The organism is Halorubellus litoreus, from assembly GCF_055378595.1.
The window spans coordinates 576575-599019 of the sequence record NZ_AP043836.1; the positions used below are offsets into that span (position 1 = coordinate 576575).

21 protein-coding genes are annotated in these 22445 nt (G+C 69.8%); 11 read left to right on the forward strand and 10 right to left on the reverse strand.

Going from position 1 to position 22445, the window contains the following annotated elements; all coding sequences use genetic code 11:
- Nucleotides 1–143: 143 nt before the first annotated feature.
- Nucleotides 144–797, reverse strand: coding sequence for a helix-turn-helix domain-containing protein (locus ACZ48X_RS07160; RefSeq protein WP_336349802.1), 654 nt, complete (start codon nucleotides 795–797; stop codon nucleotides 144–146).
- A 90-nt stretch (nucleotides 798–887) separates the two neighbouring features.
- Nucleotides 888–1319, reverse strand: coding sequence for an SCP2 sterol-binding domain-containing protein (locus ACZ48X_RS07165; protein WP_336349801.1), 432 nt, complete (start codon nucleotides 1317–1319; stop codon nucleotides 888–890).
- A gap of 174 nt (nucleotides 1320–1493) precedes the next feature.
- Here ACZ48X_RS07165 and ACZ48X_RS07170 point away from each other — a divergent pair, with 174 nt between their 5' ends.
- A complete protein-coding gene (locus tag ACZ48X_RS07170) occupies nucleotides 1494–1721 on the forward strand; it encodes a hypothetical protein (protein ID WP_336349800.1) in 228 nt (75 codons plus the stop codon).
- Here ACZ48X_RS07170 and ACZ48X_RS07175 read toward each other — a convergent pair.
- The 4 genes from ACZ48X_RS07175 to ACZ48X_RS07190 form a co-directional block, all read right to left on the reverse strand.
- Complete coding sequence (locus ACZ48X_RS07175) at nucleotides 1718–2785, reverse strand: zinc-dependent alcohol dehydrogenase family protein (RefSeq protein WP_336349799.1); 1068 nt, start codon at nucleotides 2783–2785, stop codon at nucleotides 1718–1720. The genes ACZ48X_RS07170 and ACZ48X_RS07175 overlap by 4 nt on opposite strands.
- A gap of 134 nt (nucleotides 2786–2919) precedes the next feature.
- A complete protein-coding gene (locus ACZ48X_RS07180; protein WP_336349798.1) occupies nucleotides 2920–4458 on the reverse strand; it encodes an aldehyde dehydrogenase family protein in 1539 nt (512 codons plus the stop codon).
- Nucleotides 4455–5552: a mandelate racemase/muconate lactonizing enzyme family protein gene (locus ACZ48X_RS07185; RefSeq protein ID WP_336349797.1), complete on the reverse strand. Its 1098-nt coding sequence runs from the start codon at nucleotides 5550–5552 to the stop codon at nucleotides 4455–4457. Before ACZ48X_RS07185 ends, ACZ48X_RS07180 begins: the two co-directional genes overlap by 4 nt.
- Nucleotides 5553–5630: 78 nt before the next feature.
- Nucleotides 5631–7556 (reverse strand): endonuclease/exonuclease/phosphatase family protein, encoded by a 1926-nt coding sequence (locus tag ACZ48X_RS07190; RefSeq protein ID WP_336349796.1) that lies wholly within the window; start codon nucleotides 7554–7556, stop codon nucleotides 5631–5633.
- Nucleotides 7557–7717: 161 nt separating this feature from the next.
- Here ACZ48X_RS07190 and priS point away from each other — a divergent pair, with 161 nt between their 5' ends.
- The 5 genes from priS to ACZ48X_RS07215 all read left to right on the forward strand — a co-directional run bounded on the left by priS (nucleotide 7718) and on the right by ACZ48X_RS07215 (nucleotide 11970).
- Complete coding sequence (priS, locus tag ACZ48X_RS07195) at nucleotides 7718–8905, forward strand: DNA primase small subunit PriS (RefSeq protein ID WP_336349795.1); 1188 nt, start codon at nucleotides 7718–7720, stop codon at nucleotides 8903–8905.
- Nucleotides 8902–9927 (forward strand): DNA replication complex subunit Gins51, encoded by a 1026-nt coding sequence (locus ACZ48X_RS07200; RefSeq protein ID WP_336349794.1) that lies wholly within the window; start codon nucleotides 8902–8904, stop codon nucleotides 9925–9927. The genes priS and ACZ48X_RS07200 overlap by 4 nt, the downstream gene beginning before the upstream one ends.
- A gap of 72 nt (nucleotides 9928–9999) precedes the next feature.
- Nucleotides 10000–10464, forward strand: coding sequence for a thioredoxin-dependent thiol peroxidase (bcp, locus tag ACZ48X_RS07205; RefSeq protein WP_336349793.1), 465 nt, complete (start codon nucleotides 10000–10002; stop codon nucleotides 10462–10464).
- Nucleotides 10465–10500: 36 nt separating this feature from the next.
- Nucleotides 10501–11115, forward strand: a complete 615-nt coding sequence (locus ACZ48X_RS07210; protein ID WP_336349792.1) for a DJ-1/PfpI family protein — start codon at nucleotides 10501–10503, stop codon at nucleotides 11113–11115.
- 96 nt (nucleotides 11116–11211) lie between these two features.
- Nucleotides 11212–11970, forward strand: a complete 759-nt coding sequence (locus ACZ48X_RS07215) for a class I SAM-dependent methyltransferase (protein WP_336349791.1) — start codon at nucleotides 11212–11214, stop codon at nucleotides 11968–11970.
- A gap of 124 nt (nucleotides 11971–12094) precedes the next feature.
- On the opposite strand, the gene ACZ48X_RS07220 is transcribed toward ACZ48X_RS07215, so the two are convergent.
- Complete coding sequence (locus ACZ48X_RS07220) at nucleotides 12095–14365, reverse strand: CDC48 family AAA ATPase (protein WP_336349790.1); 2271 nt, start codon at nucleotides 14363–14365, stop codon at nucleotides 12095–12097.
- Nucleotides 14362–14601 (reverse strand): DUF7127 family protein, encoded by a 240-nt coding sequence (locus ACZ48X_RS07225; RefSeq protein ID WP_336349789.1) that lies wholly within the window; start codon nucleotides 14599–14601, stop codon nucleotides 14362–14364. The genes ACZ48X_RS07220 and ACZ48X_RS07225 overlap by 4 nt, the downstream gene beginning before the upstream one ends.
- A 237-nt stretch (nucleotides 14602–14838) precedes the next feature.
- On the opposite strand from ACZ48X_RS07225, the gene ACZ48X_RS07230 reads away from it, so the two are divergent.
- Nucleotides 14839–15627 carry an alpha/beta fold hydrolase gene (locus ACZ48X_RS07230; RefSeq protein WP_336349788.1) on the forward strand — a complete coding sequence of 263 codons (789 nt, stop codon included), beginning with the start codon at nucleotides 14839–14841 and terminating at the stop codon, nucleotides 15625–15627.
- A gap of 36 nt (nucleotides 15628–15663) precedes the next feature.
- On the opposite strand, the gene panB is transcribed toward ACZ48X_RS07230, so the two are convergent.
- A complete protein-coding gene (gene panB / locus ACZ48X_RS07235; RefSeq protein ID WP_336349787.1) occupies nucleotides 15664–16476 on the reverse strand; it encodes a 3-methyl-2-oxobutanoate hydroxymethyltransferase in 813 nt (270 codons plus the stop codon).
- Between the two features lie 173 nt (nucleotides 16477–16649).
- Here panB and ACZ48X_RS07240 point away from each other — a divergent pair, with 173 nt between their 5' ends.
- From ACZ48X_RS07240 to ACZ48X_RS07255, 4 genes are all read left to right on the forward strand, one after another.
- Complete coding sequence (locus ACZ48X_RS07240) at nucleotides 16650–18308, forward strand: tRNA uridine(34) 5-carboxymethylaminomethyl modification radical SAM/GNAT enzyme Elp3 (RefSeq protein WP_379762074.1); 1659 nt, start codon at nucleotides 16650–16652, stop codon at nucleotides 18306–18308.
- Nucleotides 18309–18435: 127 nt separating this feature from the next.
- A complete protein-coding gene (locus ACZ48X_RS07245) occupies nucleotides 18436–18633 on the forward strand; it encodes a hypothetical protein (protein WP_336349785.1) in 198 nt (65 codons plus the stop codon).
- A gap of 90 nt (nucleotides 18634–18723) precedes the next feature.
- Nucleotides 18724–20880 (forward strand): ribosome rescue protein RqcH, encoded by a 2157-nt coding sequence (gene rqcH / locus ACZ48X_RS07250; protein ID WP_336349784.1) that lies wholly within the window; start codon nucleotides 18724–18726, stop codon nucleotides 20878–20880.
- A gap of 65 nt (nucleotides 20881–20945) precedes the next feature.
- The gene (locus ACZ48X_RS07255) at nucleotides 20946–21722 is read left to right on the forward strand and encodes a DUF4013 domain-containing protein (protein ID WP_336349783.1); all 777 of its coding nucleotides are present in this window, start codon (nucleotides 20946–20948) and stop codon (nucleotides 21720–21722) included.
- A 48-nt stretch (nucleotides 21723–21770) separates the two neighbouring features.
- On the opposite strand, the gene ACZ48X_RS07260 is transcribed toward ACZ48X_RS07255, so the two are convergent.
- On the reverse strand, nucleotides 21771–22385 hold the full coding sequence (locus ACZ48X_RS07260) for a universal stress protein (RefSeq protein ID WP_336349782.1): 615 nt from the start codon (nucleotides 22383–22385) through the stop codon (nucleotides 21771–21773).
- Nucleotides 22386–22445 lie beyond the last annotated feature (60 nt).

Consider the following 22445-nt stretch of genomic DNA (forward strand, 5'->3'; position numbering starts at 1 on the left):
CCTTCCAGGTAACGGAGCGGAAAACGGCAACAAACCACGCCTATACGGTTCTAACGTCGGCTTTGTGCCTGATGGCGGCGTCACGTCAAGTGCGCCATCTGCCGCCTCGAGCACGTCGACCACGCCACTCGCTGCACTGGCCGTCAGTCGAGGACGCCCGCGACGAGCGCGGCCTCGGCGCGCCGCAGGAGCTCGTTCGCGGTCGACGGCGCACACCCCAGCGCCTCACCGATCTCCTCGTAGCTCGCCGCCCGCGGCGTCTCGTAGAACCCGAGGTCGTACGCGGCCTGCAACGCCTCGCGCTGCCGGCCCGTGAGGCGTGCGAGCGTGGCGTCGCGGTCGGGTTCGAACTCGCCCGTCCACTCGACGTCCACCGGCAGTTCCTCGCCGACGTCCGCGAACGCCCCCTGGAGCGCGTCGCCGGACCCGACGACCGTGACGGTGACGCCGTCCGGGTCGAACGAGAACGGTTGCTGGAGCAAGAGCGCGTGCTCGTCGACGAGCGCCAGGAGCGCCGACAGCGACGGCCGCTCCTCGACGTGCACGAACGCCGCGAACGTCCCGGTCGCACTCTCGACGACGTCGTACTCGATGACCTCCTCGTGGGATTCGAGCACCGTCTCGATGGCCTCCCGGCCGTCCGCCCGCAACCGGTAGAGGAGGAGGTACGTCCCGTCGTCCAGCCACTCGAGGTTCGACAGGTCCTCGCGAGTCACGTCCGCGGCGCGAGCGAGCGCCCGGTCGACGCCCGGGAACGCCCCCTCGTCCGGCCTGAGCCTGAGTCCCACCGCCTTCATGCTCACCCCTCTCGTCGGCACCGGCATAATCCCTCGCCTCCCGCGACCAATCCGTCGAAGCCGCGACCTGCGCGCTGCCGGCAGCCGCGGTCAGTGCGCGAACTCGGTGTCGACCGCCGCCGCGTTCTCCGTCATCACGATGGCGGCCTCGGAGTACTGGAGGACCTTCTGCATGTCGCCGTCGAGGTCGAACTTCCCGGACATCAGGCCGTCGATGGCGCCGAGGTCACCGTGCACGAGCGCCTTCCAGTCCGCGTAGTCGCCGCGGTACGCGAACCCCCACTCGACGGCGTCCTCCTCCGGGACCTGCTTCGCGTCGGTGCACTCGCCGTCCTCGAGGTCGACGTAGAGGTAGACGTCCTCGCCGTTGTACTCGCCGTCCGGGCGGATGTGGAAGAGGAACGACCCGTCGAACCCCTCGCCCCACCCGCTCCCGGCGTCGCTGTACGCGTCACTCGCGTTCAGTTCGTCCTGCCACGCCTGGATCCACTCGTCGGCCTCGTCGGGGAGCGCAATCGCCATACTCGACCGTCGACGCCCGCGAGCGTCGTCGTTTCCCCGAACCCCGACGCCTCTTCAAGTGCGTGGGCGGAGGTCGCCGGCGGCGAGGGCGAGGGCAAGCCGGCGCCAACTCGTTCTCGATGACCGGAAACGCACGACCGGGTTCTTGTACCGTCCCGTCATAGGGCGGTGTAGATGCACAGGCAGCGCTACATGTTCGGTATCGTCCTCGGCGCACTCATCGGCGTGTTCGGGACCGGCGTCCCCGTTCGCACGGTCGCCGGGGTTCCCGTCCACGGCGTCATCGCGTTCGTGAGCGCCGTCGTCACCGTCGCGAGCGCGATCGGGCTCCTCGTCGCACAGTACCGCCACGTGAAGGCGTCCGACGCGAGCGAGGAGACCGCGGAGTCGGCGTCACCCTAGAACTCGGTGCAGACGGGGATGCCGACGGTGTCGTAGTCGCCGAGGTTCTCGATGACCGCGGGCACGTCGTCGAGGCTCACGGTCTCACCGACGATGCGGCCGGGGTCGAGCTTCCCGGTGTCCATCATCCGGAATATCTCCTCGTACTCGACCTGCGGGCACCCGTAGGAGCCGTAGAACTCGCGTTCGTCCGTCACCATCGTGTCCACGGGCAGGCTGACCTCGCCGCCCTCCTCGCTCGTCGTCATCCCGATCTGGAGGTGCTGGCCGGTCTTCCCGAGGCTGTTCACGGAGTTCTGGACCGTGTCCGCGATACCGAGTGCGTCCACGGAGACGTCGACGCCCCGTGAGTTCGCGGTGTGCTTCTTCACCGCCTGCGGGACGTCCTCGACCGCGGTGACGTCCACGGTTCGGTCCGCGCCGAGGTCGAGCGCGCGGTCGAGTTTCGTCTCGTCGAGGTCCACGGCGATGACGTTCGCGCCGAGCGCGTCCGCGACGTGCACCGCCGAGAGGCCGACGCCGCCGCAGCCGTGGACGGCGACCCAGTCGCCGGCGGTGACGTCGACGCGGTGAACGAGGCCGTGGAACGCGGTCGCGAACCGACACCCGAGTCCCGCGACCGCGGTCGGGTCGGCGTCGTCGGGGAGGACGACGACGTTCTGGTCGGCCTCGCGGACGCTGTAGTACTCGGCGAACGCGCCCTTCTGGATGGGGATGAACCCCATCGGGACGCTGCGCTCGCAGACGTTCGACCGACCGCTCCGGCAGTGGTGACAGCTCCCACAGCCGAGGTTGAACGGGTTCGTGACGAGGTCGCCCTCGTTCACGGTCTCGACGCGGTCGCCGACCTCGACGACGCGCCCGCAGGGCTCGTGCCCGAATATCAGTCCGGGCGTGGGCATGACGCCGATCCAGTCCCAGTCGCCGCGCCAGGCGTGCCAGTCGCTCCGACAGATACCGCAGGCTTCGGTCTCGACGACGACGCCGTGCTCGGGACAGTCCGGTTCGTCGACCTCCTCGACCTCGAGGGGCTGCTCGACCCCCTGGAAGACGGCTGCTCGCATACGCGAAGGCAGGACGCCCCCGACCATAAATCTTTCATTAAAAATAATGTGGAATAAGACGGGTGCTGCGGCTGGTCCCACCGCGTGCGTCCCGACGCGCCGCCGGCGCTCGGGCGCGAGCCCGAGCGGTCGATTCAGCCGAGGTTCGGGATGCCACCGAGACTGATCTTCACCGTCTTCGCCTGCCGGTACGCGTCCATCGCCTCCTTCGAGAGCTCGCGACCGATACCGGAGGCCTTGAACCCGCCGTGGGGCGCGGGGTCGAACAGGTCGTTGTACGTGTTCACCCAGACCGTTCCAGCGTCGAGGTCCGCCGCGACCTCGTGCGCGCGCTCCAGGTCGCTCGTCCAGACGCCCGCCGCCAGCCCGAACGTCGTGTCGTTCGCGCGCTCGACGACCGCCTCGGTCTCCACGAACTCGAACACCGACAACACCGGGCCGAACACCTCCTCGCGCGCCACGCGGTCGTCGTCGTCGACGCCCTCGAAGACGACCGGCGGGACGAACGGCGCAGCAGCGAGGTCGTCGGGTACCGCCGCCTCGATGGCCGCGGTCGCGCCATGCTCGCGCGCCGCGTCGACGTACTCGCGGACCGCCGCCGCGTGCTCGGGGTCGACCATCGGCCCGACGTCCGTCATCGGCGACAGCGGGTCCCCGACCGAGATCTCCGCGACGCGGTCGGCGAGGCGCTCGAGGAACTCTTCACGAATGTCTTCGTGGAGGAACAGCCGCGAACCGGCGGTGCACTGCTGGCCCTGGTTGAAGAGGATGGCGACGACCGCGCCCTCGACGGCCTGGTCGAGGTCCGCATCCGAGAACACGATGTTGGGGGACTTCCCGCCGAGTTCCAGCGATACCGGCGTCGCGTCCGCCGCGGCGTTCTCCATCGCCTTCCGCCCCGCGGTCGCCCCACCCGTCAAGGAGACCTTCCGGACGTCCTCGTGGCCCGTGAGCGCGTCACCGACCTCGCTCCCCGACCCGGTGACGACGTTCACGACGCCCGGCGGCAGGACGTCGTTCGCGAGTTCGGCGAGCGCGAGCGTCGACAGCACGGCCCGCGAGGAGGGCTTGTAGACGACGGTGTTCCCCGCGGCGAGCGCGGGGCCGAGCTTCCACGCGACGAACATCGCCGGGAAGTTCCACGCGCCGACCGCGCCGACGACGCCGTAGGGCTCCTCGCGCGTGTAGACGTGCTTGTCGGAACTCGACGGCGGCCGCCGCCCCTCGTCGGCGGTGCGCGCGAGCGCCGCGAAGTACCGCAGCTGGTCCTCGACGACGGTCGTGTCCACGAACAGCGAGTGCTTGTTCGGCTTGCCGACCTCCAGCGAATCGAGGCGCGCGAGCCGCGTCTTCTCGTCGGCGACGCGGTCCGCGAGTTCCTCGAGGTACTCGCCGCGCTGCACGGGCGACTGCTCGCCCCACTTCCCCTCGAACGAGTTCTTGGCCGCCGCGACCGCACGGTCGACGTCTTCTCGGTTTCCGGCCCAGTACTCGGCCAGGGCGCCGCCCGTCGTCGCGTCGCGCGCGACCGCTCGCTCGCCGCTCTCGCTCGCCACCCACTCGCCGTCTATCAGGAGGTCGTAGCTGTCGCGGGACAGCACCTCGTCGGCGATGCGCTCGTGGCGCTCGAGGACGTCGTCGGAGAGGTCGTGCGTGGAATCGTCGACAGTCATCCGTCGAGCACCTCCTCGCGCACCGTCACGCCGAGGCCGGGCCCGTCCGGGGGCGCGACGCAGCCGTCGTCGTCGAGCGTGAACGTCTCCTCGAGGAGGAAGTCCCTGGCGTCGGGCGTCCACGGCGGCTCCATCGGGAACTCGCAGTACGGCGCGTCGACGGCGGCCATGACGTGGAGGTTCGCCGCGAACCCGAGGCCGTTCGTCCACGTGTGCGGGACGAACTCGACGCCGCGCTCGCGTGCTGCTGCGGCGACGCCGACGCCACCGCGGAGCCCGGAGACGATGGCCGCGTCCGGCTGGATGACGTCCACGCCACCGGCGTCGAGGAGGTCGTAGCACTCCCCGACATCGTCGAGGAACTCGCCGCCCGCGATGGGGACGCTCGTGCGCTCGCGGAGGTCGGCGTAGGACTCGTGGTCGTGCCTGGGGAGCGGCTCCTCGAGCCAGCGAACGTCCAGCGGTTCGAGGTCGCGCGCGACCGAGAGCGCCGTCTTCGGGCTCCAGCGTTCCTCCTCGCGCATGACCCGGACCGCCCAGCCCTTGTTCGCGTCCACCATGATCTCGAGGTCCGGGAACGACTCGCGGACCGCCTCGACGATGCGGACGTCCTCGGGGCTCGCGACCCGGAGCTTCACCGCCTCGAAGCCCTCGTCGACGCGCGCCTGCGTCCACGCCAGGCGGTCGTCGACGTCACCGACCTCGCCGGCGCTCGCGTACGCCGGAATCGGGTCGCTCGAACCACCGAGGATCTCGTAGACGGGCTTGTCCGCGGCCTTCCCGACGAGGTCCCAGAGCGCCATGAGGAGGTGCCACGGTCGCGGCCCGATGAGGTCGACGCTCGCGAGCTTCCGCCGGACCGCGTCCACGTCGTGCGGGTCCATCCCCGTCAAGAAGAGCGAGAGCGGCCCGTCGTACGTGAGGCCGCCCGCGAACGACGGACTCGCCGCGTACCCCGTGTGCTCGGTGTCCGTGTCGAGTTCGAACAACCCGACCTCGTGCGTGCTCTGGGGGTAGCCGGGTATCCAGTTCGGCTCGAACGAGCCCTCGAGCGCGTGACTCAGGTCGTACTGCGTGACGCCCGTGATCTGCATGCGGGAGTGTGCCACCGCCACGACGGTAGTGGTTCGCGCGAACGCCGACGTGCGTTCAAGAGGCCTCGCGCGGCCCGCTCAATTCTCGCCGCGGCCCGGGTCGACGGTCGCGAGGACGCCGAGGTGGTCGCTGACGGCGGCGTCGCCGACGCGCGTGCAGCGCGACACCGTCCAGTCGCCTTCGAGCCAGACGTAGTCGATGCGCTGTCTCGGGTCGTGCGCGGGCCACGTCCCGCCGCCGCCGGTCTCGGGGTGGCCGGCGGCCGTCCAGGCGTCCGTGAGGTCGCGCTTCAGCCGGTCGTACGCGGGGTCCTGGTTCGGCTGGACGTTGAAGTCGCCGAGGACGACCGCGCGCTCGTGGTCGTCGCTGAACAGCTCTCCCAGTATCGTCTGGGCTTCGCCGAGTTGCTCGTCGTCCTCGGGGATGTCCGTCTGGAAGTGCGTCGTGATGGTCTGGAGTTCGCCGTCGGGCGCGTCGAGCGTCGCGACGAGCGCCCAGCGCGCCGGCGACTGATGCACGGGCAGCGAGACGACCTTCGTGTCGAGGACGGGGTACTTCGAGAGGACGGCGACGCCGTACCCGCCGCGGCGCGTCGGGACGCCGTAGTCGTAGTGGTAGTCGAGTTCGTCGGCGAGCCACCGAACGGGGTTCGCGCTCCCGGTCGTGTACCGGCCGCCCTCGGTCTCCTGGAGGCCGACGACGTCCGGGTCGTGCTCGGCGAGCAGGTCGCGGACGTCGCGGTAGTTCGCCCCGCCGCGCTGCCCGTCGATCCACTGGTGGACGTTCAGCGTCACGACGTCGTACGGCGCGCCCTCGGCGCGAGCGCCGTCGTCGCCCGCGTCGAGCGACCCGGGTGCGAGCGAGAGCGCGGCGAGCGCACCGGGAGCGAGCGCGGTGAGCGCGTCGCGACGTGCGGCGTCCGGGAGCTCGGTCGGGTCGCCTCCGACGCCCGCGGCGTCACGAGCGAGGACGAGGAGCGCGGCGACCACGGGCGCCGCGGCGAGCGCGAACGCCGACAGCGGCGCGTGCCCCGCGAGCGCTGCACCCCCGGGGACGTACGCCCAGTTCGCCGCGAGCACCTGCGAGACGACCGCGACGACCCCGACGACCTGCGCGAGCCCGAGCCAGCTCGCGCCGTCGTCGCGCAGGCCAGCAGCGACGAGCCGCAGGAACGTCGCCTGCATGAGGAAGACGGCGACGGGCCCGAGCTGCCCGACCCACACGACGTCGCCGAGCGCGAGCGCGAACGCCACCGCCACCACGACCGCCTCCCGGCGGTCGAGCGCCCGCCCGAACCCGACCCACGCGGCGCCGAGGACGACGCCGGCGACGGTCGCGACCGCCGTCGCCGCGTACCCGAGGCCGCCCCAGGCCGCGGTCGCCGCCGGATACGCGAGGAACAGCCCCTGCGCGAAGACGGCGAGCCACGCGACCGCGGACGCGCCCGGTTCGGGGACGTCCTCGCGGAGCGCGAGCGCGCCGGCGACGAACGCGACGCCGACGAGCAGCGCCGTCCCGCCGAGCGTCGCGTACGCCGGGAGCGTCCCGAGCCACCCGCGGACCGCCGCGACCGACGCGACCCCCACCGCGAGCCCGGGGAGGAAGGCCGGGTCGCGAGCGCCGAGCGCGACCAACAGCGGCGTCGCGAGCGACAGCGCGAGGACCGCGCCGGCGCCCGCCAGCACCGGGTCCGCGAGCGCGGACGCGACGACCGCGAACGGCAGCACCGCGACCGCCGCGCGCACCGACCGCGCCCAGCCGAGTCGCCGCACCACCGGCACCGTCCACACCGACAGGAACCCGAACAGCAGGAGCGCGGAGAGCCCCGGCCCCGAGAGCGAGAAGTTCGAGACGAACACGCGCGACGCCGTCCGCTGGAGCGCCGCCGCCACCACCACCACGAGCGCCGCCGTCAACGCCACGCGACCCAACCGACCGTCCCGCACTACGCGACCCAGTCGCCCATCCCGAACCACGCGACCCAGTCGCCCGTCCCAGTTCATGCCCCGAACGTACCCGTCGGCACTAATAGAGGTTGTTGGCGATACCGACGCTCGTTTTTCAACCCCCGGGGCTCGTGGACGGACGGCTTCCAGTCGTCGCCCGTCGACGGTCGGTCGCGAACGGTGGGTTCTTGACGCCGCCGCCAGTACGGTCTCGAAGCATGGAAGAGCGAACCGTCGCGTACCTCCGCGGAGCGTTCAAGCGCCACTACGAGGCGACAGAGGTGTCGCCGCCACCGGCGCCGAACGAACGCGAGTGGGGGTACATCCCGTGGACCGCCCAGGCGCAGACGACGATGGTCCGTCACCGCTCCTGGCTGGACGTCGGGAACCTCGGACGGTTCCTCACCGAGGAACGCCCCCAGCACGTCTACTTCTCGGCCGCACAGTACCGCGACCCCTCGGCGAACTCGATGAGCCGGAAGGACTGGCAGGGCACCGACCTCGTCTTCGACCTGGACGCCGACCACCTCCCCGGCGTCGACCCCGAAGAGACGACGTACCGCGAGATGCTCGCGACCTGCAAGGACGCCCTCCTCGACCTCCTCGACGTCCTCGAGGACGACTTCGGGTTCGAGGACACCACCGTCGTCTTCTCGGGCGGCCGCGGCTACCACGTCCACGTCCGCGACGACGGCGTGCACGAACTCGGCCGCGGCGACCGCCGCGAGATCGTCGAGTACGTCCTCGCGGAGGGTCTCGACCTCGACGCGCTCCTGGCGCGCGAACTCGTCGACGGCATCGGGTTGGAGAACCCCACCGAGAAGCGGACGCTGTCGACCACGGGCGGCTGGGGGAAGCGCGTCCACGACCGCCTCCTCGCGCTCGTCGACGAGGTGCGCGCGATGGACGACCACGAGGACAAACTCGAGCGTCTGCAAGCGTACGACGGCATCGGCGAGGGGTCCGCCGAGAAGCTCGTCGACGTGTTCGACGCGAACTACGACCAGATCGCGCAGGGGAACGTCGAGGTGCACGGGCGATTCCTGACGCTCGCGCGCCAGGTCGCCGCGGAGACGTTCGACGCCGAGTCCGCACCGATCGACGAACCGGTGACGACCGACATCAACCGACTCATCCGCCTCCCGGGGAGTCTCCACGGCGGCACCGGCCTGATGGTCGAACGCATCCCGCGCGACGCGGTCGCCGACTTCGAGCCGCTCGAGGACGCGATATCGCCAGTGTTCGGCGACGAGTCCGACGGCGCGCTCGCCATCGAGGTGACCGAACCGGTCACCGTCGAGTTGGGCGACGATACATTTACGTTGGAGGCAGGCGCAGCAACCGTACCGGAATACGTCGGCGTCTTCGCGATGGCTCGCGGGCACGCCGAGATCGCAAAGCAATGAACATCGACGAACTCCGCTCCGCGCAGAGCAAGGAACGACAGAAGTCAGACCTCCAGCAGCTGCGCGAGTCCTTCTACGGGGACGTGGCGGCGTACGTCGAGGAGCTGGAGGCCGAACGCGAGCGGGCCGCCGAGCGCGCGGAGGACCCGTTCGGGTCCCCGGAGGTCCAGCAGCTCACGAACGACATCGAGACGGCGAAGGACACCGCGGAGGCGATCTACGAGCGTCGGCTCGGGAAGATCGTGAAGAAGGCGAGTCTCGTGTCGGCGGAGATGGCGAACCCGAACGACGTGAACGGCCTCACGGCCGAGGAGCAGGCGTTGTTCTCGGACCTCGTGGAGCGCATCGAGGAGAACAAGGCGCACATGCTGGACGTCATCGCGGGCGACGTCGCGCCGGGGGCGCGCGACGACGCGACCGCCGCGAGCGGGGACGCGTCGGCGTCGAGCGACGCGGGGTCGCGAGCGAGCGCGGACGCAGCGGCGGCGAACGCGGACGTCCCGCACCCCGAGGACGGCCTCGATGCGGACGCGGACCCGACGGCCGCGTCGGGTGACGACGGCGCGACCGCGGACGGGAACGCGACCGGCGACGAGCGCACGGGCGGAGACGAGGACTTGCGGCGGTCGGAGGCCGCTGCGGTCGCTGACGTACCCGACGGACCGCCGGCCGACGACGCCGCGCCCGACCCGGACGGCGCGGACCACGTGTCGGCGGCGGACCTCATGGGCGGCGACGACGACCCCGCAGACGGCGAGGCGAGCGACCAACAGCACGCGAGCGACCGCGACCCGACGAGCCGCGACGAACCCTCGACAGACGCGAGCGGGGCGTCAGGGTCGGCCGGCGGCGACGCGGGCGGCGAGGACGAGCGCGCGACGCTGCGCGTCACGGAGAACGTCGGCGAGATATTCGGCGTGGACGAACGCGAGTACACGCTCGCCGCCGAGGACGTCGTCACGCTCCCCGAGGAGAACGCGGACGTCCTCGTCTCGCAGGGCGCCGCCGAGCGCCTGGACTGACCCGCCGCGACTCGTTCGCTCGCGTCGACCGAGAACGAAATCCACTTTTGCGCGCGTCGCTCCGAGTGGCGTATGCTCGAACCAGGCAGCGAAGCGCCGGACTTCGAACTCCAGAATCAGGACGGCGACCGGGTCGCGCTCTCGGACTACGCGGGCCAGCGCGTCGTCGTGTACTTCTATCCGCGAGCGAACACCGAGGGCTGCACCGTCGAAGCGTGTAGTTTCCGTGACCGCTGGGACGAGTACGGCGAGCGCGACGTCGCCGTCCTCGGCATCAGCGACGACCCCGTCGACGACCTCGACGACTTCGCGACCGAGTACGACCTCCCGTTCGAACTCCTCAGCGACCCCGAGGGCGAGGTGTCGCTCCTGTACGAGTCCTACGGCGAGAAGGAGATGTTCGGGAACACGTTCGACGGCGTCTTCCGGAACACGTACGTCGTCGGCGCGGACGGCGACGTCGAACTGGCGTACGAGGGCGTGGACCCCGAGGAGCACGCGGACGAGATCCTCGCGGACGTCGACGACCTCTCGTAACCCAAACGAGTAGGTTGCGGCGCGCGTACCGCCGGTATGGACGCCGCCATCCTCCTGTTCGACGGGTTCGACGAGTTGGACGCCATCGGTCCCTTCGAGGTCCTGGAGAACGCCGCGAACGCGGGCGCTGACCTCGACGTGACACTGTGCACGGTCGACGGCGCCGACGAGGTGACGGCGAGCCACGGCCTCCGCGTCGGCGCCGACGCGACGCTCGACGCGGTCGCGACCGACGACCTCGACCTCCTCCTCGTCCCCGGCGGCGGCTGGACCGACCCCGACGCGCCGGGCGTCCGCCGCGAGTACGACCGCGGCACGATACCCGAAGCGATCGCCGCACTCCACGCCGACGGCGTCGCGGTCGCGTCGGTCTGCACGGGCGCGATGTTGCTCTCGAAGGCGGGCGTGCTCGACGACCGCCCCGCCGCCACGCACGCCGCCGCCGAACCCGACCTGCGAGACACCACTGCGGACGTCCGCGACGCCCGCGTCGTCGACGACGGCGACATCTTGACCTGCGGCGGCGTCACCAGCGGCCTCGACCTCGCCATCCACCTCGTCGCCCGCGAATTCGGCCGCGGTATCGCCGACCAGGTCACGACCGAGATGGAGTACGAACCCAGCAGCGACGTCCACGTCGCCGACGGCTGACCGCGAGCCCGCAGCGTCGTACGAATCGAACACCAGCCACGCTATCGTCCCCCACCCCACGGAAACGACTTTGGTTCGAGTTCGAGACTCGTTCGTATGGACGACGACGCGGCGTTCTTCGACGCGATGGCAGCCTACTACGACGCCCGGCACCGCAGCGGCGACGACGACGCGACCCCCGCCGACGCCCGGTTCTACCGGGACCTCGTCGCGGACGCCGACGGGCCGGCGCTCGAACTCGGCGTCGGCACCGGCCGAGTCTACCTCGAACTCCTCGCCGCCGGCCTCGTCGTCGACGGCGTCGACGTCTCCACGGGGATGCTCGACGTCCTCCGCGAGAAAGCGGCCGCACGAGGGCTGACGCCGTCCGTCCGACGCGGTGACGTCCTCGACCTCGACCCCGACCGCGAGTACGACGTCGTGTACGCGCCCAACCGGATGTTCAACCACCTCACGAGCATCGACGACCAGCGCGCCGCGCTCCACAACGTCCGCGACGCGCTCGCGCCCGGCGGTCGGTTCGCGCTCAACACGTTCGTCCCCGCGTTCGACGTCGTCGCCGACTACGGCGACGCCGTCGAACAGACGCTCACCGTCGACGACGACCACTACCGCGTGGTCGCCACCACGAGCCTCGACGACGAGGTCGAACAGGTCGCTCGCCTCCACCACGAGGTCCACCGGAACGGCGCGTTCCTCACCGAACGCGAGACCACGCTCGCGCTCGTCCCGAAACGCCAGTTCGAACTGCTGTTCGACGCCGCCGGATTCAGCGACTGGACCGCGTACGGCGACTTCGACCGCGAACCACTCGAATCCCCGAGCCAGGAGATGGTCTGGGTCGTCGAACGCTAACCGAGAGCCATTGCTCGTCGGCTAGCAGCGCCGCGAACAGCGAAGAAAGAACCGACATCGGTTCGCATCGGCGCGTCAGCGCACGCGCCGACCCGGCGACGACGACGCGGCGTCTCGACGACGCCTACTGGAACGTCCGACCCATGTCGACTTCGGGGTCGGGCTCCTCGCGGCCGAACCGTTCCTCGATCTGCGCGTAGCGTTCCTTGACGTCCTCGGTGACGCTCGCTTTCACCTCGTCGAGCGCGTGCTCGAAGTGCTCCTTCGTGATACGGACGTTCCCGACGGAGTCACCCATCTCCTCAGGACTCACCGAGTTCACGAACTCGCGGGTCGCAGCCATGCTCGCCTCGCGCGTCACGGCCTCGACGTCGGCGCCGACGTACCCCTCCGTCTTCTTCGCGAGCCACTCCAGGTCGACGTCGTCCGCGAGCGGCTTGTGCTCCGTGTGCACCTCGAAGATCTTCTCGCGAGCCTCGCGGTCCGGCACCGGCACGTGGACGTGACGGTCCAGGCGACCCGGCCGGAGCAGCGCGTTGTCGATGAGGTCCGGGCGGTTCGTCGTCGCGATGACGACCACGTCCTCCAGCGCCTCCAAGCCGTCGAGCTCCGTGAGGAGCTGGCTGACGACGCGCTCGCCGACACCGGAATCACCGGTGCGTTGCCCGCGCTCGGTCGCGATCGAGTCGATCTCGTCGAAGAACACCACCGTCGGTGCGTTCGACCGCGCCTTCTCGAACACCTCGCGCACGCCCTTCTCGGACTCCCCGACGAACTTGTTGAGGAGTTCGGGGCCCTTGATCGAGATGAAGTTCGAGTTCGCCTCGTTCGCCACCGCTTTCGCGAGCAGCGTCTTCCCCGTCCCCGGCGGGCCGTACATCAGGACGCCCTTCGCGGCCTGGAGGTCCATCGCCTCGAACACGTCGGGGTAATCCAGCGGCCACTGGATGGTCTCACGGAGGCGTTCCTTCGTGCCCTCGAGACCACCGACGTCCTCCCACGTGACGTCGGGCACCTCGACGAACACCTCGCGCATCGCGCTCGGCTGGATGCCCTTCAGCGCCTCCTTGAAGTCCGACTCCGTGACCTTCAGTTGTTCGAGGACCTCCGCGTCGATCTCCTCCTGCTCGAGGTCGAGCTCCGGGCGGATGCGCCGGAGCGCGTTCATCGCCGCCTCGCGAGCCAGCGACTCGAGGTCCGCGCCGACGAACCCGTGCGTGTTCTCCGCGTACTCGTCCAGGTCGACGCTATCGCTCATGGGCATCCCGCGCGTGTGGACCTGCATGATCTCCATGCGGCCGTCCTTGTCCGGGACGCCGATCTCGATCTCGCGGTCGAACCGGCCACCACGGCGGAGCGCCGGGTCGATGGCGTCCACGCGGTTCGTCGCCGCGATGACCGTCACCTGCCCGCGCTCCTCCAGACCGTCCATCAGACTCAGGAGCTGTGCGACGACGCGCCGCTCGACGTCACCGCTCGCCTCGCCGCGGCTCGCGGCGATCGAGTCGATCTCGTCGATGAAGACGATCGCGGGCGCGTTCTCGTCCGCCTCCTCGAAGACCTCGCGGAGCTGCTCCTCGCTCTCCCCGTAGTACTTCGACATGATCTCCGGGCCGCTGATGGTCTGGAAGTGCGCGTCGATCTCGTTCGCGACCGCCTTCGCCATCAGCGTCTTCCCGGTCCCCGGCGGGCCGTGCAGGAGCACGCCCTTCGGCGGCTCGATACCGAGTTGCTTGAACAGCTCGGGGTGGCGCATCGGGAGCTCGATCATCTCGCGGACCTGGTCGAGCTCGTCGTCGAGCCCACCGATGTCCTCGTACGTGACGTTCGGGACGCCCTCGGCGCCGCCGCTCCCGGCGCCCTCGGCGCCCTGGATCTGCTCGGCGGGCTTCTCGCTGATCTGGACGTCCGTCGAGTCCGTGATGACGACCGTGCCATCCGGGTCGGTGCTCGCGACCTTCAAGGGGACGCTCTGCCCGCTCCCGGCCATCGGCCCGAACGAGAGCGAGAACGGGATGGTCTGCCCGCTCGTCACTGCCTGCCCGCTGAGCTTGTCGCGCACGAGCGGCCCGATGTTCCCGCGGATGCGGAGGTTCTGCGGGAGCGCGACCGTGACGCTCTTTGCGGGCTTGACGTCCGCTTTCTCGACCTCGACGCGGTCGTCGATGCCGACGTCGGCCTCCTGGCGGAGCCGGCCGTCGATGCGGACGACGCCCTGGCCCTGGTCCTCGGGGTACCCGGGCCAGACGCGCGCGACGGCCTTCCCCTCACCCTTCCCGGTGATGAGGATGTAGTCGCCGTTCTCGAGGTCGAGTTCGGCCATCGACGACCGGTCGATGGCGGCGAGCCCGCGCCCGGCGTCCTTCTGCTTGAGGGGTTTGACGGTGAGTTTCATGCGTGAGCCTCCATCTCGATGGTGAGGACGCCGTTCCGGATAAAGGCGCGCGTCGGCGTGCTCGGCACGGAGAGTTCGAACTGCTCGCCGTCCGGTCTGACGACGATGACGGTGTCGCCGAGGACGTCGACGTCGGCGTCCGTGAACTCGAGGTCGGCGGCGACGACGACCGCGTCGTCGTAGACGTAACGACGTGCGAACCGGGCGTCGGTTTCCGTGAACTGCTGTATATTCATCCTAACTACGAGTTAGTGTTCATAGCTTATAAATCTTTCCCCTACGAAACGCACGAAGGCGGAGCGGTGCATCGAAAGCAGTCGACTCGCGGTTCACACCACAACCAGTGACCAGATAGCGAACAGATACCGACGAACCGGCGTCGCGACGAGCGCCCACGCGCTCGTCTCCCGGAACGCCCCCCGCCTCGTCAACGGGCGACGGGGTTTAAGCGACCACCCCGAGTAATCTCGCGTATGCAGACCGTCTCCCATCAGGGCCGCGAGACAGCGTACGAGGTCTTCGACCGCGGCGGCGACGGCGCACCCGTTCTCTGCGTGCACGGGAGCGGCGGCACGCGCGCCGTCTGGAAGTCTCAGGCTCGCCTCGGCGACGAACGGCCGGTCGTCGCGCTCGACCTCGCCGGTCACGGCGAGAGCGACGACGTCGACGCCGACCCCGGCTACGAGACGCTCGCCGCGTACGCCGACGACGTCGTCGCCGTCGCCGACGCCACCGACGCACGCGTCCTCTGCGGGAACTCGCTCGGCGGCGCCGTCGTCCTCCACTGCCTCCTCGAACGCGACGACGACCTCGCCGTCGACGGCGCCGTCTACGCCGGCACCGGCGCGAAACTCGCCGTCCTCGAAGACCTCCGGGACTGGCTCGCCGACGACTTCGAGCGCGCCGTCGACTGGCTCCACGACCCCGGCCGCCTGTTCGCCGACCCCGAACCGGACCTCGTCGAACTCTCGAAGACCGCGATGCTGCACTGCGGCCAGCGCATCGTCGAACGGGACTTCCTCACCTCGCACACGTTCGACGTCCGCGACCGACTCGGCGAGATAGCGACGCCCGGTCGCGCCATCGTCGGCGAGAACGACGCGCTCACCCCGCCACGATATCACGACTACCTCGCGAGCGAACTCGGCGACTGCGACGTCGCCATCGTCGAAGAAGCAGCGCACCTCGCGATGCTCGAACGCCCGGACGGCTTCAACGCCGCGCTCGCGGACTTCTGCGAGCGCATCGACGAAACCGAGTAACAGCGCCGCGTCGCGTGGCCGACAACCCCCGTCCGCTCAGTACAGTTCGTCCAGTTCCTCGACGCCCTCGCTGTGCTCCGCGCCGGGGAACTCGCCGGACTCGACCGCCTCGGTGTACGACTCGATGGCGTCGCCCATCGCCTCGCGGACGTTCCCGAACTCCTCGACGAACGACGGCGTCCAGTCGCTCAACCCGACGGCGTCGTCGACCACGAGCACCTGTCCGTCGCAGTCCGGGCCAGCGCCGATACCGATAGTCGGAATCTCGAGCGCGTCCGTGATGCGGGCAGCGAGCGGCGCCGGCACGCGCTCGAGGACGAGCGAGAACGCGCCCGCGTCCTCGTGGGCCGCCGCGAGTTCGAGCATCCGGTCCGCGGCCTCCTCGCTCGTCCCCTGCAACGCGTACCCCTGCTGGTTCACGGACTGCGGGGTCAACCCGAGGTGCGCCATCACGGGGATACCGAGGTGACTGAGCTTCTCCGTCAACTCGACCGTATGCGGCCCGGACTCCAGCTTCACCGCGTGTGCGCCCGCCTCCTTCAGCATCCGGCCCGCGTTCTCGATGCTCTCCTTGTCGTCGTGCCCGTAGGAGAGGAACGGCATGTCCGCGACGACGAGCGCGTCCTCCGCACCACGCGCGACCGCCGTCGTGTGGTCCGCCATCTGGTCCACCGTCACCGGCAGCGTCGTCTCGTGCCCGTGAGCCGTGTTCCCCACGCTATCCCCCACGAGGATGACGTCGACACCCCGTTCGTCGACGATCTCCGCTGTCACGGCGTCGTACGCCGTCAGCATCGTTATCGGCTCCTCGCCCGCCTTCGACAGGACGTCCCTGACCGTCGTGCGCATACCCGCCCTACTCGACGCCGGACTAAACCAATACTGGAATCCCCGCGTTACGGAATCGAGTTCACTCGGACGCGAGACCCGCCAGGCTGCGACGCGACCACCGGGACGCCCGTCGAGACCGGCTCTCGGGTCGGGTGGCAACGACACGCTTAACCGCGTCTCTCCACGACGATATGGCGATGAGCGAAGCGTCGGACCCGACCGAGACCGAAGCGTTCAGAGCCGTCTGCGAGGACCTCGTCGACCGCATCCTCGCCGGTGAACTGGAACGCGACGACGTCGAGTCCGCGAAGTTGGCGGCGTGCTCGGAACACTCGGCGCCGAAGGTCCCGAAGAACTCCGAGATACTCGACCACGCCCCCCAGGAGCGCCGCGAGGAACTCGAAGGCGTCCTCATGCGCAAGCCCGTGCGGACCGCATCCGGGGTGTCGCCGGTCGCGATAATGACGAGCCCGCACATGTGTCCACACGGGAAGTGCCTGTACTGTCCGGGCGGACCGGCGAGCGAGTTCTCGAGTTCGCAGTCCTACACGGGCCACGAGCCCGCCGCGGCCAGGGGCGAGCAGAACGACTACGACCCGTACGGCCAGGTGACGCTGCGACTGAACCAGTTGCGGGAGATCGGGCATCCCGTCGACAAGGTCGAACTCATCCTCATGGGTGGGACGATGACCGCCCGGAGCCACGACTACCAGGAGTGGTTCGTCAAGCGCGCGCTCGAAGCGATGAACGACTTCGACGCGGACGCCGAACCCAATCCGGCGGAGGGCGTGAGTTTCGCCGAGGACGACCCCGAGTTCTCCTACCTCGAGGACGTCATCGCGGCGAACGAGACCGCCGACGTGCGCTGTATCGGGACGACGTTCGAGACGAAGCCGGACTGGTGCGACCCCGAGCAGATAGACCGCATGCTCGACCTCGGCGGGACGAAGGTCGAGGTGGGCGTGCAGACGACGTTCGAGCGCATCAACCGCGAGATGCATCGCGGGCACGGCGTCCAGGCGTCCATCACGGCGAACCGTCGACTCCGCGACGCCGGATTCAAGGTCGGGTTCCACATGATGCCCGGCCAGCCCGGGATGAGCGAGGAGATGTGCCTCGAGGACTTCCGGCGCATCTTCGAGCGCGAACAGTGGAAACCGGACTACCTCAAGATCTACCCGACGCTCGTCGTGCGCGGCACCCGCATCTACGACCAGTGGCGCCGCGGCGACTACGACCCGCTCACGAACGAGCGCGCGGCCGAGCTCGTCGCGGAGATCATGTCGAACATCCCGCGGTACACGCGCCTCCAGCGCGTCCAGCGGGACATCCCCGCGGACTTCATCGACGCCGGCGTCTGGAAGTCGAACCTCCGCCAGCTCGCCCGCAAGCGCATGGAGGAGCACGGCTGGACGTGCGAGTGCATCCGCTGCCGCGAGGTCGGGATGAACGACGAGGACCCCGAGAACGTGGAGATGGACACCATCGAGTACCAGGCCGGGGGCGGAACGGAGCACTTCGTCAGCTTCGAGGACTTCGACAAGGACCTCCTCGTCGGGTTCTGTCGGCTACGCTTCCCGAACGACCCCGTCCGTCGGGAACTCCAGAACGCCGCCATCGTCCGCGAACTCCACGTGTACGGGAACCAGGTCGGCGTCGGCCAGCAGGGCGAGGACGCGGACGTCCAGCATCGCGGCTACGGCCGCCGGCTCCTCGCCGAAGCCGAGGACCGCGCCCGCGACGCCGGGTTCGACAAACTGTCCGTGATCTCCGGCATCGGCGTCCGCCAGTACTACCGCGAGAAGCTCGGCTACCACCAGGACGGCCCGTACGTCTCGAAGCGACTCTGACCGGGCGCGCGCCGGGTCGATAGCGTGACCGTTCGCGGACCCGACGTGGATTGACGTCACGGCAGCCGCATGTGAGGATGCTGGTGAACGGCCGTCTTATCCGCGTGACGCCCCAACTTGCGGGTAGATGACCGACCAGGGACTGACAGAAGCCGACCACGACCGTATCAGGCATTTCCTCTCGAAACCCCGTTACGATCGGTCGTATCGGGACCTCCTCCCTGCTCACGAACGCGAGGACGACGTCGCCGAACCCAGCGAGAGCGGCGAGCACGACGTCGCCGAACCCAGCGAGAGCGGCGAGCACGACGACGAAGACGACTGAGAGGGAACGCCGGTTCGTGCGGTCGCGTGACGGCGCGCCGGTAGTCGCGACAACGGAACGTCTTTCCGCGAGCCACCGGTACGCGGCGGTATGGACGCGAAACGCGAGCTCTCTTCGGTCGACCTCGCCGCCGTCGTCTCCGAGTTCGGAGCGTACGAGGGCGCGAAGGTCGACAAAGCCTACCTCTACGGCGACGACCTGCTGCGGTTGAAGATGCGGGACTTCGACCGTGGACGGGTCGAACTCATCCTCGAGGTCGGTGACGTCAAGCGCGCGCACGTCGCCGACCCCGAGCACGTGCCGGACGCGCCGGGTCGACCGCCGAACTTCGCGATGATGCTCCGCAATCGGTTGTCGGGCGCGGACTTCGCGGGCGTCGAGCAGTTCGAGTTCGACCGCATCCTCGAGTTCCGGTTCGAGCGCGAGGACCAGGACACGATCATCGTCGTCGAGCTGTTCGGCCAGGGGAACATCGCGGTCTGCGACGAGACGTACGAGGTCGTCGACTGCCTCGACACCGTCCGCCTGAAATCGCGGACGGTCGCGCCCGGGTCGACCTACGAGTTCCCGGATTCGCGCATCAACCCGCTCGCCATCGAGTGGGAGCCGTTCGTCGCGAAGATGAACGACTCCGACACCGACGTCGTGCGGACGCTCGCGACGCAACTCAACCTCGGTGGGTTGTGGGCGGAGGAGATCTGTAGTCGCGCCGGCGTCGAGAAGGCGCTCGACATCGCGGACGCGGACGAGGACGACTACCGGCGCGTGTTCGACGCGCTCGACCGACTCCGCGAGGACGTCGCGTCCGCGGACGTCGACCCGCGCCTCTACCGGACCGACCCCGACGACGGCGACGAGACGTCCGGGAAGGGCCGCGTTGTCGACGTGACGCCGTTCCCGCTCGAGGAGCGCGACGAGTACGTCCCGGAGGCGTTCGACACGTTCAACGCGGCGGTCGACCAGTACTTCTACGAGTTCGACCGCAGCCAGGACGACGAGGGCAGCGACGAGGCGCCCGGGGACGACTCGCCGGACTTCGAGAGCGAGATCGCGAAGTACGAGCGCATCATCGAACAGCAGGAGGGCGCCATCGAGGGGTTCGAGCAGGACGCCGAGGCGTACCGCGAGCGCGCGGAGTCGCTGTACGCGAACTACGGCCTCGTCGACGACGTCCTCGGCACCATCCGCGCGGCGCGCGAGGACGACGTCCCGTGGGACGACATCGAGGCGAAGTTCGAGGAGGGCGCCGAGCAAGGCATCGACGCGGCCGAGGCGGTCGTCCGACTCGATGGGAGCGAGGGCACGGTGACCTTGTCGCTCGACGGCCGTGACGTGACCGTCGAGGTCCGGGAGGGCGTCGAGCACAACGCGGACCGCCTCTACCAGGAGGCCAAGCGCGTCGAGGGGAAGAAGGAGGGCGCGCTCGCCGCCATCGAGGACACGCGCGAGGACCTGGAAGACGTCAAGGAGCGCAAGCGCGAGTACGAGCGCCGCCAGGCGGAGGGCGGTGACGACGACGATGCGGACGGCGACGACGAGGACGACGGAGGGGTCGACCGCGACTGGCTCGCGGACCCCTCGATTCCGGTCCGCCAGCAGGAGCAGTGGTACGAGCGCTTCCGGTGGTTCCACACGACCGACGGCTACCTCGTCATCGGCGGGCGGTCGGCGGACCAGAACGAGGAGCTCGTGAAGAAGTACGTCGAGCGCGGCGACAAGGTGTTCCACTCGCAGGCTCACGGCGGCCCCGTCACCGTGTTGAAGGCGACGGACCCGAGCGAGTCCGCGAAGGACGTCGACTTCAGCGACGAGACCCTCGAGCAGGCGGCTCAGTTCGCGGTGACGTACTCGTCGGTGTGGAAGGACGGCGTCTACGCCGGGGACGTCTACATGGTCGACAGCGACCAGGTGTCGAAGACGCCCGAATCCGGCGAGTACCTCGAGAAGGGCGGGTTCGCGGTGCGGGGCGACCGGACGTACTTCCGGGACACGCCAGTCGGCTGCGCGGTCGGTATCCAGTGCGAGCCCTCGACGAGGGTGGTCGGCGGGCCGCCGGCAGCGACCGCGGAGCGCACGGAGACGATGATGGAGGTCGAACCCGGGAAGTTCGCGCAGGGCGACGTCGCGAAACGCATCTATCGCGAGTTCCGCGAGCGGTTCGCTGACACGTCGTTCGTGCGGAAGGTCGCGAGCCCGGACCGCATCCAGCACTTCCTCCCGCCGGGCGGGAGCCGAATCAAGGACTGAGACGATGCCCGAGCCACTCCAGGGATGACCGGCGAGACAGCCGACGCGAACGGACGGGAGTCGACATGACGGAGGACACCGATTCGTTCGTCGGCGCGCTCCGGTACCCGACGCGGGGCGCGGCGTCGCGGGACGGTATCGCGGTCCTGACCGTGCTCGCGCTCGCGGTGGCGCTCGCCGGCCGGTACGCGGTCGCGGTCTACCCGGGCGTCGCAGCACTCGGCTTCCTCGCGCTCGCACTCGCGGCGGTCGTGGCGTGGCTCGGGTACCTCGGGCGCGTGCTCGCCGGGACCGTCGGCGGCGACCTCGCGAGCGGCGACCGCGCGCTCGTCGACGTCCCCGGCGACGCGAGCGAACTCCCCGCGTCCGGGAGCGTCCGCGGCCTCCTCGCGACCGGTGGCCGGGTCGCGCTCGCGAGCGTCCCCTACCTCGGCGCGCCCTTCCTCCTCCTCTACGTCACCGTCCTCGGGCTCGGCGGGCTCGCACCCGACAGCGTCCAGGGCGGTGGCGGGTTCGCGCTCCTGGCGGGCGGCACGATCTCGTTCCTCCTCGCACTCGCCGTCCTCTACGTCTACCCCGCCGCGCTCTGCGAGCTCGCCGCCACCGGCAGCCTCCGGCGCGCACTCGCCCCGTGGTCGTTCCGCGACGTCCTCGCGCACGCCGCGTACCTCTACGCGTGGACCGCCGCCTTCAGTATCGCCGTCCTCGCACTCGCCGCCTACGCCCGCGTCCTCACGTCCGCGGGCGTCTTCGGGCTGCTCGCCGCGCTCGGCACGGGATACGCGAGCGCCGTTGCCGCACGCCTCAGCGGGATGGGCTACCGGCGAGCGCGCCGACGCTAGCCCGTCGTCACGAGATGATGCTCGTCCGTTGAGTCACCGGGTCGACCTTCACGAGATGATGCTCGTCCGCTGGGTCACCGGGTCGACGTACACGAGGTACGTCTCGTCCTCGCTCTCGGCGTCGACGACCCACACGCTCACCTGTCGCTCGACCTCGGTCACCGCCGCGTCGATTCCCGCGTCCGCGAGGGCGTCCCGGGCGATGTCCATCGCCTCGTCCTCGTCCTCGACGGTGACGTCCGTCTCCGGGAGCCGGACGGTCATGACGGGGCACGCCGCGCGACGCACCAGACGTTCGGCGACGCTCCCGATGAGACGCCGCTCGACGCCCGAGCGACCGTGGGTGCCGGCGACGATGAGGTCGGCGTCGATCTCGTCGGCGTACTCGACGATGTGGCGTGCCGGGTCGCCGTCCTCGATGGCCGTCACGACGTCGACGCCGTGCTCGCGAGCCATCGTCGCGACGCGGTCGACCGCCTCCTGCCCGCGGTCGTCGAGCTCGGACTCGTCGCCGAACCCGGCGACGAACGCGCGCACGCTCTCGTCGACGACGTGGAGGACGTGTATCGTCGCACCGTACGTCTCCGCGAGGTCGATCGCTTGCAGCGCCACGTGGGCCGAGCCGACGCTCCCGTCGGTCGGCACGAGGATTCGCTCGTACATACTCCTGTCAACGCCCCCAACCCACATGAAACGTCCTGCCGGCGACGCGAGCGCCGTGAG

Coding starts and splice junctions, on each gene's coding strand:
- ACZ48X_RS07200 (WP_336349794.1), top strand. CDS start 8,902: ATGAACATCGACGAACTCCGCTCCGCGCAGAGCAAGGAACGACAGAAG.
- priS (WP_336349795.1), top strand. CDS start 7,718: ATGGAAGAGCGAACCGTCGCGTACCTCCGCGGAGCGTTCAAGCGCCAC.
- ACZ48X_RS07245 (WP_336349785.1), top strand. CDS start 18,436: ATGACCGACCAGGGACTGACAGAAGCCGACCACGACCGTATCAGGCAT.
- ACZ48X_RS07230 (WP_336349788.1), top strand. CDS start 14,839: ATGCAGACCGTCTCCCATCAGGGCCGCGAGACAGCGTACGAGGTCTTC.
- ACZ48X_RS07190 (WP_336349796.1), bottom strand. CDS start 7,556: ATGAACTGGGACGGGCGACTGGGTCGCGTGGTTCGGGATGGGCGACTG.
- rqcH (WP_336349784.1), top strand. CDS start 18,724: ATGGACGCGAAACGCGAGCTCTCTTCGGTCGACCTCGCCGCCGTCGTC.
- ACZ48X_RS07160 (WP_336349802.1), bottom strand. CDS start 797: ATGAAGGCGGTGGGACTCAGGCTCAGGCCGGACGAGGGGGCGTTCCCG.
- ACZ48X_RS07170 (WP_336349800.1), top strand. CDS start 1,494: ATGCACAGGCAGCGCTACATGTTCGGTATCGTCCTCGGCGCACTCATC.
- ACZ48X_RS07185 (WP_336349797.1), bottom strand. CDS start 5,552: ATGCAGATCACGGGCGTCACGCAGTACGACCTGAGTCACGCGCTCGAG.
- panB (WP_336349787.1), bottom strand. CDS start 16,476: ATGCGCACGACGGTCAGGGACGTCCTGTCGAAGGCGGGCGAGGAGCCG.
- ACZ48X_RS07220 (WP_336349790.1), bottom strand. CDS start 14,365: ATGAAACTCACCGTCAAACCCCTCAAGCAGAAGGACGCCGGGCGCGGG.
- ACZ48X_RS07225 (WP_336349789.1), bottom strand. CDS start 14,601: ATGAATATACAGCAGTTCACGGAAACCGACGCCCGGTTCGCACGTCGT.
- ACZ48X_RS07215 (WP_336349791.1), top strand. CDS start 11,212: ATGGACGACGACGCGGCGTTCTTCGACGCGATGGCAGCCTACTACGAC.
- ACZ48X_RS07240 (WP_379762074.1), top strand. CDS start 16,650: ATGGCGATGAGCGAAGCGTCGGACCCGACCGAGACCGAAGCGTTCAGA.
- ACZ48X_RS07260 (WP_336349782.1), bottom strand. CDS start 22,385: ATGTACGAGCGAATCCTCGTGCCGACCGACGGGAGCGTCGGCTCGGCC.
- ACZ48X_RS07165 (WP_336349801.1), bottom strand. CDS start 1,319: ATGGCGATTGCGCTCCCCGACGAGGCCGACGAGTGGATCCAGGCGTGG.
- ACZ48X_RS07210 (WP_336349792.1), top strand. CDS start 10,501: ATGGACGCCGCCATCCTCCTGTTCGACGGGTTCGACGAGTTGGACGCC.
- ACZ48X_RS07180 (WP_336349798.1), bottom strand. CDS start 4,458: ATGACTGTCGACGATTCCACGCACGACCTCTCCGACGACGTCCTCGAG.
- ACZ48X_RS07255 (WP_336349783.1), top strand. CDS start 20,946: ATGACGGAGGACACCGATTCGTTCGTCGGCGCGCTCCGGTACCCGACG.
- ACZ48X_RS07175 (WP_336349799.1), bottom strand. CDS start 2,785: ATGCGAGCAGCCGTCTTCCAGGGGGTCGAGCAGCCCCTCGAGGTCGAG.
- bcp (WP_336349793.1), top strand. CDS start 10,000: ATGCTCGAACCAGGCAGCGAAGCGCCGGACTTCGAACTCCAGAATCAG.